The following is a 16,415-nucleotide window of genomic DNA, read 5'->3' as shown; positions in this document are numbered from 1 at the left end:
GCGTCTCTCACTGAGCATCAGAGCTCGAACTGACCCGCCTCGAGACGCTTCTTGACGTCCTGGAGGAAGCGGCCGGCGTCGGCGCCGTCGACCAGGCGGTGGTCGTAGGTCAGCGCGACGTTGACCATGTAGCGCACCGCGATCGTCTCGCCCAGGTCCGGGTCGTCGATGACGACCGGACGCTTCACGACGGCACCCGGGCCGAGGATGGCGACCTGCGGCTGGTTGATGATCGGGGTGTCGAAGAGCGCGCCGAACGAGCCCAGGTTGGTGATCGTGAAGGTGCCACCGGAGAGCTCGTCCGGGGTGATCTTGTTGTTGCGCGTGCGGTCGGCGACATCGGCGATCTTCTTCGCGATGCCCGCGATCGACAGGTCGCCGGCGTCCTTGACGACCGGGGTCAGCAGGCCACGGTCGGTGTCGACGGCGAAGGCGATGTTCTCGCGGTCGTAGTAGGTGACCGTGCCGGCCTCGACGTCGATCCCGGCGTTGAGCTTCGGGTGCACCTTGAGCGCGTCGATCGCGGCCTTGGCGAAGAACGGCAGGTAGGTCAGCTTGACGCCCTCACGCTGCAGGAAGCCGGCCTTGTTGGCCTCGCGGAGGCGGGCGATGTTGGTGACATCGACCTCCATGACCTGGGTCAGCTGGGCCGCGGTGTGCAGCGACTCGGTCATCCGCTCGGCGATCACCTTGCGCAGGCGCGAGATCTTCTCGGTGGTGCCGCGCAGCGGCGACGGGGCGGCCGGGGCCGCTGCGGGAGCGGCGGAGGCTGCCGGAGCCGCGGCTGCCGGAGCCGCAGCGGCGGGAGCCGACTTGGCGGCGGCCGCCTGGAGGATGTCCTCCTTGCGGATACGGCCACCGACACCGGAACCCTCGACGGTGTTGAGGTCGACGTTGTGCTGAGCGGCGAGCTTGCGCACCAGCGGGGTGACGTAGCCACCGGGCTGGATCGCCGGGGAGCTGTCGGTCGCCGGGGCCGCGTGGGCCGGGGCTGCCGGAGCCGACGCCGGAGCGGCGGGAGCAGCCGGAGCCGGGGCGGGCTCGGGCGCCGGAGCAGGAGTCGGCTCGGGTGCCGGCTCGGGGGTGGGCTCCGGGGCGGGCTCGGGAGCCGGCGCGGCGGGAGCGGGCGCGGCAGCCGGGGCGGCTCCGGCGTCACCGACCAGCGCGAGCACGGCGCCGACCTCGACGGTCTCGTCCTCGGCGACCTTGATCTCGAGCAGGGTGCCGGCCACCGGCGAGGGGATCTCGGTGTCGACCTTGTCGGTGGAGACCTCGAGCAGCGCGTCGTCCACGGCCACCGCGTCGCCGACCTGCTTGAGCCAGCGGGTGACGGTGCCCTCGGTGACCGACTCGCCCAGCGCGGGGAGAGGGACCTCGGTGGCGTTGCCACCGGCGGCGGGCGCGGCAGCGGCAGGCGCGGCCGGAGCGGCGGGCTCGGCAGGCGCCTCGGGCTCGGCCGGAGCAGCGGGGGCGGCCGGAGCCTCGGGCTCGGCGGCAGGAGCGGCGGCCTCGGCGGGCTCGGCCGCGGGAGCGGCAGGCTCAGCCGGCGCGGCGCCGGCCTCGTCGGCGGCACCGATGACGGCGAGCAGGCCACCGACCTCGACGGTGTCGTCCTCGGCGGCCTTGATCTCGAGCACGGTGCCCGCGACCGGGGAGGGGATCTCGGTGTCGACCTTGTCGGTGGAGACCTCCAGCAGGGCCTCGTCGACCGCAACGGTGTCGCCGACCTGCTTGAGCCAGCGGGTGACGGTGCCCTCGGTGACGGACTCGCCGAGTGCCGGGAGAGTTACTTCGGTGGCCATGGGTTCCTTCGTTCTACGTCTGTTCGTTGCTCTACTTGTATGTCCGGAAACGCGCGCCGCCATCACCGAGGCCGAAGGCTCGGTGGGAAGAGAGGCGCATCGGTCTGGGCCGACACCTGCCCGACGCACGCATGATGCCGCCGGAAGGGCGGCCGAGGGCGTCGATCACGGGCCCATCTTGTCACTACCCCCGCAGCGCTGTGTCAACCGGACCACTACTGATCGGTAGCCATCTCGCGTACGTAGTCCACCAGTGTTGCCACCGCCACACCCGTACCTCCGGGAGTCTGATGGCCCGAGGCGCCCCCGCTGTTGAAGGAGGGGCCGGCGATGTCGAGATGGGCCCAGGGAAGGCCGCCGGTGAACTCGCGCAGGAACGCCGCCGCGTACAGGCCACCACCCCAGCGGATCCAGTCGTGCTGGTTGAGGTCGGCCACCTTGGAGGAACGGATTCGCTCGTCCATCCATTCCGGGATGGGCATCGGCCACATCTGCTCGCCGGCGACGTCGGCGGCGGCGAGGACGCGCTCGACGACCTCCTCGGAGCCGAGCACGCCGCTCACCTTGTCGCCCAGGGCCGCCACCATGTGGCCGGTGAGCGTGGCCACGTCGATGATCACGTCGGGGGAGACCTCGGTCGCGCGCACCAGCGCGTCGGCGAGGATCATCCGTCCCTCGGCGTCCATGTTGGACACCTCGACGGTCGTGCCGCCGTAGTGGGTGACGACGTCGCCGGGTCGGTAGGAGGAGCCGGAGACCATGTTCTCCGCCATCGGCACGAAGGCGGAGACCTTCACCGGGAGCCCGAGGCGGGCGATCGCGAAGGTGGCCTGGGCCACCGCGGCCGCCCCGGCCATGTCCGACTTCATCGTGGACATCGAGCTGCCCGGCTTGATCGTGAGGCCGCCGGAGTCGAAGGTGATGCCCTTGCCGACCAGCGCGATGTGGCCCCGGGCGTCGTCGGGGGAGTAGGTCAGCTCGACCAGTCGCGGCCTGGCCTCCGAGCCCATGCCCACCGCGAGGATGCCGCCGCAGCCGAGCTCGGCGAGCTGCTTCTCGTCGTAGACGGTCGTCTCCACGCCGTCGACCAGGCCGGCGACGTGCTCGATGGCGTCGGCGAACGCCGGGGGAGTCAGGTCGGCGGGCGGGATGTTGACCCATTCACGGGTGCCGGCGACCGCCTGTGCCAGGATCTGCGCCTCCTCGAAGGCGGTGACCGCGTCCGTACGCCGCGCGATCGCGCTCAGGATCGCGACGTCGCTCGGGCCCGTGCTCTCGCTGCCCGACCTGCCCGAGCCCGACTTGCCCGTGCTCGACTTGTAGGTGGTGTAGGTGTAGCCGCCGAGGAGGTAGCCCTCGGTGACCGCACGGACCAGCTCGGGGGTGTCCGCGGGCAGGGCCACCGCGACGGAGGTCGCGTTGGGCACCGAGCGGGCGGCGGCACCGGCGGCGCGGCGTACGGCATCGGCCGAGTAGGTGCCGTCGGCACCGGCCTTGCCGAGACCGACCAGCACCAGGAGCTGGGCGCCGATCTCCTCGCCCGCGGGCAGGCGGGTGACCTCGCCGGCCTTGCCGCTGACGCCCAGGGTGGCCAGCATTCCGCGCCACCGGCGGCCGTAGGCGGCCTTGACGTCCTCCGCGCCGGTCGTTACCTCGACGTCCTTCGCGCCCTGGCCGACGCCGACGACGACCGCCTCGGCACGGGTCTTGGCGGGAGAGGCGGTGCGCAGCGTATAGGTGATGTCAGGCAGGGTCACGCCGTGCAGTCTAGGTGTGGCACGCCGGAGGAGGGGCCACGGACCGGGCTGTGTCGACCAGGTGCGATAGGTTCGCAGCATGGCTGATGAGACCTCCACGGGGGGCGGGTCGGAGCTGCTCCAGTCCCCTCTGCACACAAAGCACCAGGAGCTCGGTGCGAAGTTCGGTGAGTTCGGCGGCTGGTCGATGCCGCTGGAGTACTCCGGGGTCGTCAAGGAGCACACCGCGGTACGCGAGGCCGTCGGTGTCTTCGACGTCAGCCACCTCGGCAAGGTCATGATCAGCGGCCAGGGCGCGGCCGCCTTCGTCAACGCCTCGTTCACCAACGACCTCGGCCGGATCAAGCCCGGCAAGGCGCAATACACGCTGTGCTGCGACGAGGAGACCGGCGGCATCGTCGACGACCTGATCGCCTACTACCGCGACGACGAGCACGTCCTGATCGTCCCCAACGCCGCCAACACCCCCGAGGTCGTGAGCCGGCTCCGCGCCGCCGCGCCCGAGGGCATCACCCTCACCGACCACCACCGCGACTACGCGGTGCTCGCCGTCCAGGGACCGAAGTCCGACGAGCTGCTCGAGGCCGTCGGGCTGCCGGCCGGTCACGAATACATGTCGTTCGTGGAGGCCGCCGCCCGCGACGTGCTCGGTGACGAGATCGGCGTGGTCGTGTGCCGGTCGGGCTACTCCGGCGAGCGCGGCTACGAGCTGATCGTCGCCAACGAGGCCGCCGGGGCGCTCTGGGACGCGTTGCTCTCCCGCGGCGAGGCGCTCGGTGCGCTGCCGTGCGGCCTCGGCGCCCGCGACACCCTGCGCACGGAGATGGGCTACCCGCTCCACGGCCAGGACATCGCCCTCGACGTCACCCCCAACGAGGCCGGGCTGGGCTGGGCCGTCGGCTGGAAGAAGGACGCCTTCTGGGGCCGCGACAAACTCATCGCCGAGAAGGAGGCCGGCCCGAAGCGCGCCCTGCGCGGCATCGTCGCCGTCGGCCGCGGCATCCCGCGCCCGCACATGACGGCGTCGCTGACCGCCGACGTACCGGTCGGCGAGGTCACTTCCGGCACCTTCTCGCCCACGCTGAAGAAGGGCGTCGGCCTGGTGCTCGTCTCGACCACGGTCAACCCCGAGGCCGAGATCGGCATCGACGTACGCGGCCGCCGCGAGATCTTCCAGCTCACCAAGCCGCCGTTCGTCCCCTCGCACGTGAGGGAGGGTTGAGCGACATGAGCATTCCTGACGTGCCGTCCGTGTTCAAGCAGCCGACCGCGGCCGAGCGGCCGTGGTGGTGGCAGCTCGTCGACGCCTCGGGTGCCGAGGTGGCGGTCGACGGAGACCTCGCCGGCCAGCGCTTCGCCAACCAGAGCGACGCCGAGTCGTGGGTGGGCGAGGTCTGGCAGGACCTCCTGGACGCCGGCGTGGCCGCGGTGGTGCTGTTCGAGCACGACCGCCAGGTCTACGGCCCGATGAAGCTGACCGCCTGAGCCTGCGCCACCGATAGGCTCGGCGGCGTGAGTGCCTATGAGTTCCGCCAGGTCGACGTCTTCACCAACGAGCCGCTGCTGGGCAACCCGGTAGCCGTCGTGCACGGGGCCGACGCCCTCACCGACGAGCAGATGGCTGCCTTCGCACGGTGGACGAACCTGTCCGAGACCACGTTCCTGCTGAGCCCCACCGACCCGGCCGCCGACTACCGGCTGCGGATCTTCACGGTCAGCGGTGAGCTGCCGTTCGCTGGCCACCCGACGCTCGGGTCGGCGCACGCGTGGCTGGAGGCCGGCGGCATCCCCAAGGGGGAGAGCCTGGTGCAGGAGTGCGGCGTCGGGCTGGTGGCGCTGCGCCGCGACGAGCGGATCGCCTTCGCCGCGCCGGAGCTGCGCCGGGGCGGCGAGGTCGACGAGGAGACGCTTGACGCCATCGCGAAGGGGCTGCGGATCGAGCGCGGCGACATCCAGGACGCGCGCTGGTGCGACAACGGGCCGGGCTGGGTGGGCGTGATGCTCGCCGACGCCGAGGCAGTCCTGGCTGTCACTCCCGACCACGCCGTGCTGGGCGATCACAAGGTCGGGCTGGTCGGGCGCTACCCCGAGGGCGGCGAGTGCGCGGTCGAGGTCCGGGCGTTCTACCCGGCTGACGGCGTGGCCTTCGAGGACCCGGTGACAGGCTCGCTCAACGCTGCGCTCGGGCAGTGGCTGGCAGGTTCGCAGCTCCCCGATGCGTACGTCTCGTCGCAGGGGACCGTCATGAAGCGGAGGGGACGGGTCTACATCGAGCGGACGCCGGACCAGGTGTGGGTGGGCGGGGACACACTGACCACCATCCGCGGGACCGTCGAGCTCTGACCTAGGCTGGGAGCGTGCAGTCCTATCTTGATCTCCTGACCCGCATCCTCGACGAGGGTGTGGAGAAGTCCGACCGCACCGGGACGGGCACGATCAGCGTCTTCGGTCACCAGACCCGCTACGACCTGGCCGAGGGGTTCCCGCTGCTGACCACGAAGAAGGTCCACACCCGGTCCGTCTTCGGTGAGCTGCTGTGGTTCCTGCGCGGCGACACCAACGTGCGCTGGCTCCAGGAGCGCGGCATCACGATCTGGGACGAGTGGGCCGACGAGAACGGCGACCTGGGCCCGGTCTACGGCTACCAGTGGCGCTCCTGGCCGACGCCCGACGGCCGTCATGTCGACCAGATCGCCCGGATCATCGACCAGATCAAGCAGGACCCGGACAGCCGCCGCCACGTCATCAGTGCGTGGAACCCGGCAGACATCGACGAGATGGCGCTGCCGCCGTGCCACACCCTGTGCCAGTTCTACGTGGCCGAGGGCAGGCTGAGCCTGCAGCTCTACCAGCGTTCGGCGGACGTGTTCCTCGGGGTGCCGTTCAACATCGCCTCCTACGCCCTGCTGACCCACATGGTCGCCCAGGTGACCGGCCTCGAGCCGGGCGAGTTCGTGCACACGCTCGGCGACGCCCACCTCTACAGCAACCACATCGAGCAGGCCCGCCTCCAGCTCACCCGCGAGCCGCGGCCGTTGCCGAGGCTGCGGCTCAACCCGGAGGTCAAGGACATCGACGCCTTCGAGCTCGAGGACATCACCCTCGAGGGCTACGACCCGGCTCCTGGAATCAAGGCCCCCGTTGCCGTCTGAGGCGGCGTCGCGGCGGGTCGTGATGATCGCGGCGGTCGCCGAGAACGGCGTCATCGGCAACGGCCCCGACATCCCCTGGAGGATCCCCGGCGAGCAGGCTGAGTTCAAGGCGATCACGATGGGCCACACGCTCGTCATGGGCCGCACCACCTTCGAGTCCATCGGCCGGCCCCTCCCGGGCCGCACGACGGTCGTCCTGACCACCGACGAGGACTGGGCCCACGACGGTGTCCTGGTCGCCCACGACATCGACTCCGCCCTCGCCCTGGCCGCGGCAGAACAGGGCGACACGGTCATCGCCGGAGGAGCGCAGGTCTACGCGGCGGCCATGCCCTACGCCACCGAACAGGTGATCACCCGGGTCCACCTGAGACCGGAGGGCGACGTCCTCTACCCGCCGTTCGACGAGGCCGAGTGGGTCGAGACGAAGCGGGAGCCGCACGAGGCGTACGACCGGGTCTTCCTCAGCCGCGCTCCCTGACGCGCGAGTAGCCAGCTCGTCCCTCTAAGGTAAACCACATGGAGCTGCGCATCTTCACCGAACCCCAGCAGGGGGCGTCCTACGCCGACATCCTCGCCGTCGCCCAGAAGGCCGAGGAGCTCGGGTTCGGAGCGTTCTTCCGCTCCGACCACTACCTGAAGATGGGGTCGGTCGACGGGCTGCCCGGACCGAGCGACGCGTGGACGACGCTGGCGGGCCTGGCCCGCGACACGAGCACGATCCGGCTCGGCACGCTGGTCACCTCGGCGACCTTCCGCCTCCCGGGCGTGTTGGCCATCCAGGCCGCCAACGTGGACGACATGTCCGAGGGCCGGGTCGAGCTCGGCCTGGGGGCGGGCTGGTTCGAGGAGGAGCATGCGGCGTACGGGATCCCGTTCCCGGCGCTCGGGGAGCGGTTCGACCGTCTCGAGGAGCAGCTCGAGATCATCACCGGCCTGTGGGCGACCGAGCCGGGGGAGACCTTCAGCTTCAAGGGGAAGCACTACACCATCACCGAGAGCCCGGGCCTGCCCAAGCCGGTCCAGACCCGCGGTCACGCCGGGTCGATCCCGGTGATCGTCGGTGGTGGCGGCAAGAAGCGTACGCCGACGCTGGCCGCCACCTTCGCGGACGAGTTCAACGCCGCGTTCGTCTCCGTGGAGGAGTCCCTGGCGCTGTTCGAGAACGTCGGGCGGTTCGTCGAGGCGGCCGGTCGGGACGACTCGATGATCTACTCGGCCGCCCAGGTGCTGTGCGTCGGGCGCGACGAGGACGAGATCGCCCGCCGCGCTCAGGCGATCGGCCGGGAGCCCGCCGAGCTGCGCGAGAACGGCCTGGCCGGGACTCCGGACGAGCTGGTCGCCAAGATCAAGCGGTTCGAGGACGTCGGTGCCAGCCGGATCTACCTGCAGGTGCTCGATCTGAGCGACCTGGACCATCTCGCCCTCGTAGCCGACGAGGTCTTGGCGCGCGTCTGACGATAGTCTGTACGCCATGACTGATGCTCCGTTCGGCACCGTGCTCTCAGCACTCGTCACGATCTTCAACGACGACGGCTCGGTTGATCTGGAGCAGACTCAGAAAGTCGCCAAGCACCTGGTCGACCACGGCCACGACGGCATCGTCGTCTCCGGCACCACCGGTGAGTCGCCGACCACCACTCCGGCCGAGGACGGCGAGATCCTGGCGGCGGTCAAGGACGCCGTCGGCGACCGCGCCAAGATCGTGGCCGGCATCGGCACCAACGACACCCGCACCACCGTCGAGCTCGCCAAGCAGGCAGCTTCGGTCGGCGCCGACGGCCTGCTGCTGGTGACGCCCTACTACAACAAGCCGGGCGAGCGCGGCATCCGCGAGCACTTCCGCACCGTCGTCTCCGCCACCGACATCCCCGTCATCCTCTACGACGTGCCCGGCCGCACCGGGTCTCCGATCACCCTCGACACCTACCGTGAGGCGATCACCTGGGACACCGTCGTCGCGGTCAAGGAGGCCGCCGGCGACTTCCCTCGCGGCACCCGGCTGCTCGACCTGGGCTACTCGATCTACTCCGGTGACGACGCGCTCACCCTTGCCTGGCTGGCGCACGGCGCCGTCGGCGTGATCAGCGTCGCCGCCCACGTGCTCGGCGACCAGACGCGGACGATGATCGACGCCTTCGGGGCGAGCGACATCGAGACCGCCCGTAAGACCTATGCGCGGATGCTCCCCGCGATCGACGCCATCATGGGCGTCCCGAACTACGGAGCCACCACTGCCAAGGCCGCTCTCGAGCTGACCGGCGTGATCGACAACCGCAACGTGCGAGGGCCTCTGGTGGCGCTCGACGACGACGAGGTCGAGGCGCTGCGAGCCGGGCTGGAGGCCTCTGGCCTTCTCTAGAAGGAATGCCTTTGTCTCACCCACACCCGGAGCTGACCGAACCCGGCAAGCTCCCCAAGGGCGGCCTGCGGGTCACCCCTCTCGGCGGTCTCGGCGAGGTCGGCCGCAACATGACCGTCTTCGAATACGACGGCCGGCTGCTGATCGTCGACTGCGGCGTGCTCTTCCCCGAGGAGCAGCAGCCCGGTGTCGACCTGATCCTGCCCGACTTCGGTCCGATCCGTGACCGGCTCGGCGACGTCGAGGCGCTGGTCCTGACCCACGGTCACGAGGACCACATCGGGGCGACGCCCTACCTGCTGCGCGAGCGCCAGGACATCCCGCTGGTCGGCTCCGAGCTGACCCTGGCCCTGCTCGGCTCCAAGCTGCGCGAGCACCGCCTGCGCGAGACCGTTCAGCACAAGGTACGCGAGGGCGACACGATCACCTTCGGACCGTTCGAGCTCGAGTTCGTCGCGGTGAACCACTCCATCCCGGACGCACTCGCGGTTGCGATCCGCACCGGCGCCGGACTGGTGCTGCACACCGGCGACTTCAAGATGGACCAGCTGCCCCTCGACGGCCGGATCACCGACCTGCGCGCCTTCGCCCGGCTCGGCGAGGAGGGCGTGGACCTGTTCCTCACCGACTCCACCAACGCCGAGGTCCCCGGCTTCACCACCGCCGAGAAGAAGATCGCGCCCGCGATCGAGCAGGTCTTCCGCGAGTCCGACCAGCGCATCATCGTGGCCTGCTTCGCCTCCCACGTGCACCGTGTCCAGCAGGTGCTGGACAGCGCCGTCGCGCACGGGCGCAAGGTGGCGTACGTCGGTCGCTCGATGGTCCGCAACATGCAGATCGCCGCCGACCTGGGCTACCTGCACGTGCCCGAGGACGTCATCGTCGACGCCAAGGAGCTCGCCGAGCTGCCGCCGGAGCGCGTCGTGATGGTCTCGACCGGCTCGCAGGGCGAGCCGATGTCGGCGCTGTCGCGGATCGCCAACGGCACCCACAACTTCGTCCACATCGAGCCGGGCGACACCGTCCTGCTCGCCTCCTCGCTGATCCCGGGCAACGAGAACTCGGTCTACCGGGTGATCAACGGCCTCGCCCGCCTCGGCGCCAACGTGGTCCACAAGGGCAACGCCCTGGTGCACGTCTCCGGCCACGCCAGCGCCGGCGAGCTGCTCTACTGCTACAACATCGTCCGCCCGCGCAACGTGATGCCCGTCCACGGCGAGGTGCGCCACCTGCTCGCCAACGGCGACCTGGCCCGCCAGACCGGCGTGGAGAGCGTCGTCTACGCCGAGGACGGCGTCGTCGTCGACCTGATCGACGGCAAGGCCGAGATCGCGGGCAAGGTCGAGTGCGGCTACGTCTTCGTCGACGGCACCACCGTCGGGGACGTCACCGAGTCCGAGCTCAAGGACCGCCGGATCCTCTCCGAGGAGGGCTTCGTCTCGATCATCGTCGTGGTCGACTCCGTCAACGGGGTGGTCTCCAGCGGACCCGAGATCCACGCCCGCGGCCACGTCTGGCCCGACAACGCCTTCGACCCGATCAAGCAGCCGATCATCAAGGCGGTCAACCGCGCCATCTCCGAGGGCGCCACCGACACCTACCAGCTGCAGCAGGCCATCCGGCGTACGTTCGGCCGCTGGGTCTCCAGCACCCACCGTCGCCGTCCGATGATCATTCCGGTCGTCATCGAGGCCTGAGCCTGGTCCTGCGAGCGAAGCTCGCAGGACCAACGCGAAGGGATCGAGCGAGCGCAGCGGGTGAGCTTGCGAACCCGCGAAGCGGGTCGAGATCCACACGGGCGTGGATGTTCACCGAGGTAACTCGGTGAGCGCCCACTGTCCTCGTGGAACTCCACGAGGGAACCGACGCTCGACCGAGTTACCTCGGTCGGCATTCACAGCGCCAGCAGCACTCCGGCCGTGATCAGCGCCTGGCCGACGTGATAGGTCACCATGATCTGCACGTCGGTCAGGCGCGGCGGCTCGTTGCCGTGCTCGGCCAGGTTGAGCCCGATCAGGGTGTCGCTGATGACGAAGACCAGCGCACCCGCGGCGATCCACACGCTCCCGGTGAGCCAGGCGAGCACGAGCATGGCGGCGATCACCAGCGAGTACGCCGCCAGGGCAGCCGCCACCGGCGTGCCGCCCATCTGGCGGGCGCCCCGGAGCACTCGTCCCATCGGAATCGCGAGCGCGATCGCTGCCGCAACGCCGGCCCAGGACCATGCGGGGGCGTCGAGTCCGAGGGTGAGGAAGGTCACCGCGTACGCCAGGTGGCCGACGAAGAACAGCGCCACTCCGCCGAGGAAGCGACGCGTCGATGACCCGATCATCGAGATGTCTCCGAGCATCCCGAAGAAGAGCGCGACGAGCAGCCACCAGGCGGCTGGCTCGCCGCCGCTGACCAGCCCCATCAGCACCGTCAACCCCATCAGCCCCACCATCACCAGGGGCTTGGTGACGTAGTGGAGTCGTCGCCAGCCGGACCACACGCAGGCCCAGTCGGTGACGGCATCGACGGCGGTGAGGAGGGCGATCATGACTGTCAGGCTCTGCATGGCGGCAAACTACACCGCTGCAACACACCCCCATGGGGGTCCCGGAGCCCGGGGGCCCGGTCGAATACGCTGCTTTCATGGCGACCCGTACGTCTTCCCCGCCGGGTTCGCGGAGCTCGACCACCACCAAGAGCACCCGTCCCCGGAGTACGACCACGACAAAGCGAGCAACGGCCACGAGCCGGGCCCGCTCCAAGGCAGCGCCTCAAAAAGGACAGAGCAAGCGCCGTCCCGCCGCAAAGTCAACCAACCGGAAGACGACGAACCGTACGCCACCGCGTGCCGTCCGCAACGGGCCGAGCCCGATCGCGGTCCTCTTCGACGCCATCTTCTCGACCATCGCGAGCCTGTGGCTGGCGATCGCCGGGGGAGTGGCTGCCATCTTCCGAGTCGGCGGCCAGGCCGCCAGCGACCTCGAGCCGGAGCACCGGCGCGACGGCGCCGGCCTGTTCCTGATCGGCCTCTCCGTACTGGTCGCCGCCGGCGTCTGGTTCCAGCTCGGTGGTCAGTTCTTCGACGTCGTCCGCATCGCCGTGGCCGGGGTGGTCGGCAAGGTCGGCTGGCTGGTGCCGGTCGGACTCGTCTTCGCCGGCGCCCGGCTGATGCGCGACCCGGTCAACGCCGCCCCGGTCGGTCGGCTCGCGATCGGCTGGTCCGCCTTCCTGATGGCGACGCTCGGCATCATCCAGATCGCCAACGGCAACCCGCAGCCCACCTCGGGCGACAGCAGCGAGCTGCAGTGGGCCGGTGGCGCCATCGGCTACGTCGTGGCCAGCCTGCTGCTCGACGTCCTGCGCTCGACGGCCGTGGTCGTCGTACTCCTGTCTCTACTCGTCGTCTTCGGGGTGCTGGTCATCACCGGGACCCCGCTCTACCAGGTGCCGAGCCGGCTGGTGGAGCTGCGCGACCGGGCCTTGGGGCTGACCCCGCCCGAGGAGCTGAGCGAGAGCGGCACCAACATCCGGCGGGTGCGTCGGGGCGGGAAGCTCTTCGCCGACGAGGACACCTTCGACCGGGAGGGCTTCGAGCCCTACGAGACGCCGCTCCTCGAGGAGGAGAAGCCGAAGAAGAAGCGCAAGAAGGACGGGCTCGACATCGCACTCGCCCTCGACGAGGAATCGGACGCCGACACCCAGCCCGACGAGGCCGTGCCCAGCGACGCGGCGGGGCTCATGCCTGCGGTCTCCGACGCCGCACCGAAGCCGGGAGCGAAGCGCGACCTCGAGCCGCCGCCCCACGCGGAGCTGCCGCAGCGGGTCGAGCAGCTGATGCTCGCCGGCGACGTCGCCTACACCCTCCCGGCCAGCGACCTGCTCAAGCCGGGATCGCCGCACAAGGCGCGCTCGAAGGCCTCCGACGACATCGTCAACCGGCTCCAAGCGGTGCTGGAGGAGTTCAACATCGACGCCGCGGTCACCGGCTACACCCGGGGCCCGACGGTCACCCGCTACGTGGTCGAGCTCGGCGCCGGCGTGAAGGTCGAGAAGATCACCGGGATCCAGAAGAACATCGCCTACGCGGTGGCCTCTGCCGACGTACGCATCCTCTCGCCGATCCCCGGCAAGTCCGCCGTCGGCGTGGAGATCCCCAACTCCGACAAGGAGATCGTCACCCTCGGCGACGTGCTCCGCTCCAACGCCGCGCGCGGCGACCACCACCCGATGATCACCGGTGTCGGCAAGGACGTCGAGGGTGGCTTCGTGGTCGCCAACCTGGCGAAGATGCCCCACCTGCTGGTCGCGGGTGCGACCGGCTCGGGTAAGTCGTCGTTCATCAACTCGATGATCACCTCGGTGCTGATGCGGGCCACGCCCGACGAGGTGCGGATGATCATGGTCGACCCCAAGCGGGTCGAGCTCAACGCCTACGAGGGCGTGCCGCACCTGATCACCCCGATCATCACCAACCCGAAGAAGGCCGCCGAGGCGCTGGCCTGGGTCGTACGCGAGATGGACATGCGCTACGACGACCTGGCCAACTTCGGCTTCCGTCACGTCGACGACTTCAACAAGGCCGTCCGCGCGGGCAAGGTGCAGGTGCCGCCCGACTCCGAGCGGGTGCTGTCGCCCTACCCCTACCTCCTGGTCATCGTCGACGAGCTCGCCGACCTGATGATGGTCGCCCCGCGCGACGTCGAGGACGCGGTCGTACGCATCACCCAGCTCGCGCGCGCAGCCGGCATCCACCTGGTGCTGGCCACGCAGCGGCCCTCGGTCGACGTCGTCACGGGTCTGATCAAGGCCAACGTGCCGTCGCGGCTCGCCTTCGCGACCTCGTCGCTGGCCGACTCGCGCGTCATCCTGGACCAGCCGGGTGCGGAGAAGCTGGTCGGGCAGGGTGACGGGCTGTTCCTGCCGATGGGCTCCTCCAAGCCGATCCGTGTGCAGGGCTCGTGGGTCTCCGAGACGGAGATCAACGCGGTCGTGAAGTCGGTCAAGGGCCAGCTCGAGCCGTCCTACCGCGACGACGTCACCGCTCCGGCGGAGTCCAAGCGGGTGCTGGACGACGACATCGGCGACGACATGGACCTGGTCATCCAGGCGATCGAGCTGATCGTGTCCACCCAGTTCGGCTCGACCTCGATGCTGCAGCGCAAGCTGCGCGTCGGGTTCGCCAAGGCCGGCCGCCTCATGGACATCCTCGAGTCGCGCGGCGTGGTCGGTCCCTCCGAGGGCTCCAAGGCACGCGACGTACTCGTCAAGCCGGACGAGATCGACGGCGTCATCGCAACGATCCAGGGGGAGATGTGAGCGAGAACCCACCGACGGCCGAGACCGTCGACCCTGAAGAAGCCGTCGAGGCTCCCGACATCGATGTCGACGTCGTCGAGGTACGCCGCAACGGCCGGCTCGCGCTGGTCGTGGCCCTCGCGTCGCTGCTCGTCGGCCTCGCCTTCGTGCTGCGTGGCGGTATCGAGGGCTATCTGGTCGGCCTGATCCTGCTCGCCGTCGCGGCGGTGCAGGGCTGGACCGCCTGGGACTCCCGGATGCCGTTGCTGCTCGTGGACGAGCAGGGCGTGCGCCTCCGCTTCGGCCAGACCTGGCAGGGCATTCCGTGGTCGAAGATCGAGTGCGTGGAGCACACCCCTCGTCCGGAGGGGATCGAGCGGTTCTGGAAGGACGGCCGCATCGGCGTCCTGCTGCACGACGAGGACGAGGTGCTCGAAGAGCTCTCGCCGACCGCCCGGCGCCAGGCGATGCTGACCGAGCGTCTCTACGGCCTGCCGTTCTCCCTGCCCCTGGGTCTGTCCACCCGCGTCCTTGGTGCCGGTGACGACGTCACCGAGGCGATCGCGATCGTCGCCGCCGAGGGCGTCGAGGTCGTCGAGATCGATCCCGGCCTCGAGGTCGAGCCGGACGCCGACGGCGTCGAGGACAGCGTCGAGGACAGCGCCGAGGACACCGCGGACGACAGTGCCGAGGAGGTCGAGGGCATCGTCGGCGAGGCCCCGGTCGAGGACGGTGATACCGCCATCCGGCCACCCCTGTCCGTCGGCGCCGACGACACCAACCCCCGGATGCTCCGGGTCTTGGACGAGCCTGGTATCAATGCCGCGGACGTGGCGGACGAGGCAGGGCAGGACCAGGTGGATCGGGACACAGAGCAGGACGAGACGACGCCGAAGACGGACCCCGAGCCCGAGGTGAAGGCCGAGGCGAAGGCGGAGCCGGTCGCGCCGCTGCGCGAGCCTTCGACGGCGGTCCGGGTCGACGTACGCTACGTGCCCGACGAGCCTCAGGAGACCATCGCCGTCCACGGGGCGAACGCGCTCCAGCTGGACCCGGTGGAGTCCGACGACGTGGAGACGGATGCCGACGAGGAGACCGAGGTCTTCGCGATCGAGCAGGGCGAGGAGGACTCCGAGCCCGAAGGTGTTCGGGCGCTCGCCGTGCCCGAGGAGGGCGTCAAGGCGCTCGCCGGTGTCGACGACGAGCCCACCGAGGTGGTCTCGACCAAGGTTCCGGAGATCGGAGCCGAGATCGCCGCTGCCCGCCGCCGGCTGGCGCTCGACGTCGAGGGCCTGGCGGAGTGGACGCGCATCCGTCCGCACGTGATCGAGGCGATCGAGGTCGACGACTTCGGCCCCTGCGGCGGTGACTTCTACGCCCGCGGCCACCTGCGCACGCTGGCTCGTGTCCTCGGCATCGAGGTCGCGCCGCTGCTGCGCACCTATGACGAGAAGTACGCCTCCGGGCCCGTCAGCCCGCGCGCCATCTTCGAGGCCGAGCTCGCCCACAGTGCCGCGATCCGCCCGGTCCGACGGATGCGTGGCGGTCCGTCCTGGTCGGTCCTGGTCGCCGCCGTGATGGCGGTCATCCTGGTCTGGTCGGTCGCCCGCCTGGTCATCGACGGCACCCAGCACGAGCCCCAGGCCGGAGCGATCCAGCTCGACGGCTCCGCCGGCACCGACAGCCCCTACGGCAAGTCCTCGCCCGTTCCGGTGACGATCTCGGCCGCCGGAGGCGGTGCCCACGTGGTCGTACGCGACTCGCGCGGCAAGGTCGTCTTCAGCGGCGACCTGGCCTTCGGTGAGTCCAAGCAGCTCCAGGTCACCCCGCCGCTGCGCGTCCAGACCTCCGACGGCTCTCTCAAGGTCGCGGTCGGCGAGAGCAAGGCCCGGGCACTCGGCAAGACCGGCGAGGCCGCCCAGCGCACCTACACCGCCAACTGACACCACTCGCCGACTCGGCGCGTCTGTCCCGATGCAGCTGGGCGTGGCCCTGGTCGGCGGCATCGTCACCTACGCCGCCTGGCGCCACACCACGTCGCTGGCCGACCGCCCGC

The 16,415-nt window shown here is 70.2% G+C and carries 13 protein-coding genes; 10 read left to right on the top strand and 3 right to left on the bottom strand.

Going from position 1 to position 16,415, the window contains the following annotated elements:
* Window positions 1-17 precede the first annotated feature (17 nt).
* Complete coding sequence (gene sucB / locus ACFVDI_RS26845) at window positions 18-1,802, bottom strand: 2-oxoglutarate dehydrogenase, E2 component, dihydrolipoamide succinyltransferase (protein ID WP_378911939.1); 1,785 nt, start codon at window positions 1,800-1,802, stop codon at window positions 18-20.
* 215 nt (window positions 1,803-2,017) lie between these two features.
* The gene (locus ACFVDI_RS26840) at window positions 2,018-3,559 is read right to left on the bottom strand and encodes a leucyl aminopeptidase (RefSeq protein WP_378911937.1); all 1,542 of its coding nucleotides are present in this window, start codon (window positions 3,557-3,559) and stop codon (window positions 2,018-2,020) included.
* 79 nt (window positions 3,560-3,638) lie between these two features.
* Between ACFVDI_RS26840 and gcvT the strand changes: the two genes are divergently transcribed.
* From gcvT to ACFVDI_RS26800, 8 genes are read left to right on the top strand one after another with little or no spacing between them, the layout of a single operon-like run.
* Window positions 3,639-4,781, top strand: coding sequence for a glycine cleavage system aminomethyltransferase GcvT (gene gcvT, locus ACFVDI_RS26835; protein WP_378911936.1), 1,143 nt, complete (start codon window positions 3,639-3,641; stop codon window positions 4,779-4,781).
* A 5-nt stretch (window positions 4,782-4,786) separates the two neighbouring features.
* Window positions 4,787-5,044, top strand: coding sequence for a hypothetical protein (locus tag ACFVDI_RS26830; RefSeq protein WP_378911935.1), 258 nt, complete (start codon window positions 4,787-4,789; stop codon window positions 5,042-5,044).
* Between the two features lie 27 nt (window positions 5,045-5,071).
* Window positions 5,072-5,902: a PhzF family phenazine biosynthesis protein gene (locus ACFVDI_RS26825; protein ID WP_378911934.1), complete on the top strand. Its 831-nt coding sequence runs from the start codon at window positions 5,072-5,074 to the stop codon at window positions 5,900-5,902.
* A gap of 14 nt (window positions 5,903-5,916) precedes the next feature.
* The gene (locus tag ACFVDI_RS26820) at window positions 5,917-6,711 is read left to right on the top strand and encodes a thymidylate synthase (RefSeq protein WP_378911933.1); all 795 of its coding nucleotides are present in this window, start codon (window positions 5,917-5,919) and stop codon (window positions 6,709-6,711) included.
* On the top strand, window positions 6,701-7,192 hold the full coding sequence (locus ACFVDI_RS26815; protein WP_378911932.1) for a dihydrofolate reductase: 492 nt from the start codon (window positions 6,701-6,703) through the stop codon (window positions 7,190-7,192). The genes ACFVDI_RS26820 and ACFVDI_RS26815 overlap by 11 nt, the downstream gene beginning before the upstream one ends.
* A 38-nt stretch (window positions 7,193-7,230) precedes the next feature.
* A complete protein-coding gene (locus ACFVDI_RS26810) occupies window positions 7,231-8,169 on the top strand; it encodes an LLM class F420-dependent oxidoreductase (protein ID WP_378911930.1) in 939 nt (312 codons plus the stop codon).
* Between the two features lie 16 nt (window positions 8,170-8,185).
* Window positions 8,186-9,073, top strand: coding sequence for a 4-hydroxy-tetrahydrodipicolinate synthase (dapA, locus tag ACFVDI_RS26805; RefSeq protein WP_378911929.1), 888 nt, complete (start codon window positions 8,186-8,188; stop codon window positions 9,071-9,073).
* Between the two features lie 11 nt (window positions 9,074-9,084).
* On the top strand, window positions 9,085-10,770 hold the full coding sequence (locus tag ACFVDI_RS26800; protein WP_378911928.1) for a ribonuclease J: 1,686 nt from the start codon (window positions 9,085-9,087) through the stop codon (window positions 10,768-10,770).
* Between the two features lie 197 nt (window positions 10,771-10,967).
* Here the strand turns inward: ACFVDI_RS26800 and ACFVDI_RS26795 are convergent, their stop codons facing one another.
* Window positions 10,968-11,630, bottom strand: a complete 663-nt coding sequence (locus ACFVDI_RS26795; protein ID WP_378911927.1) for a lysoplasmalogenase — start codon at window positions 11,628-11,630, stop codon at window positions 10,968-10,970.
* Window positions 11,631-11,707: 77 nt separating this feature from the next.
* Between ACFVDI_RS26795 and ACFVDI_RS26790 the strand changes: the two genes are divergently transcribed.
* Window positions 11,708-14,380, top strand: coding sequence for a DNA translocase FtsK 4TM domain-containing protein (locus ACFVDI_RS26790; protein WP_378911926.1), 2,673 nt, complete (start codon window positions 11,708-11,710; stop codon window positions 14,378-14,380).
* The gene (locus ACFVDI_RS26785) at window positions 14,377-16,302 is read left to right on the top strand and encodes a helix-turn-helix domain-containing protein (RefSeq protein WP_378911925.1); all 1,926 of its coding nucleotides are present in this window, start codon (window positions 14,377-14,379) and stop codon (window positions 16,300-16,302) included. The genes ACFVDI_RS26790 and ACFVDI_RS26785 overlap by 4 nt, the downstream gene beginning before the upstream one ends.
* The last annotated feature ends 113 nt before the right edge of the window (window positions 16,303-16,415 follow it).

Source organism: Nocardioides sp. NPDC057767, from assembly GCF_042798275.1.
Lineage (GTDB): Bacteria > Actinomycetota > Actinomycetes > Propionibacteriales > Nocardioidaceae > Nocardioides.
The sequence above is the reverse complement of the archived record's forward strand: the minus strand, read 5'-3'. Positions and strand labels throughout refer to the sequence as shown.

Coding starts and splice junctions, on each gene's coding strand:
- ACFVDI_RS26810 (WP_378911930.1), top strand. CDS start 7,231: ATGGAGCTGCGCATCTTCACCGAACCCCAGCAGGGGGCGTCCTACGCC.
- sucB (WP_378911939.1), bottom strand. CDS start 1,802: ATGGCCACCGAAGTAACTCTCCCGGCACTCGGCGAGTCCGTCACCGAG.
- ACFVDI_RS26830 (WP_378911935.1), top strand. CDS start 4,787: ATGAGCATTCCTGACGTGCCGTCCGTGTTCAAGCAGCCGACCGCGGCC.
- gcvT (WP_378911936.1), top strand. CDS start 3,639: ATGGCTGATGAGACCTCCACGGGGGGCGGGTCGGAGCTGCTCCAGTCC.
- ACFVDI_RS26795 (WP_378911927.1), bottom strand. CDS start 11,630: ATGCAGAGCCTGACAGTCATGATCGCCCTCCTCACCGCCGTCGATGCC.
- dapA (WP_378911929.1), top strand. CDS start 8,186: ATGACTGATGCTCCGTTCGGCACCGTGCTCTCAGCACTCGTCACGATC.
- ACFVDI_RS26790 (WP_378911926.1), top strand. CDS start 11,708: ATGGCGACCCGTACGTCTTCCCCGCCGGGTTCGCGGAGCTCGACCACC.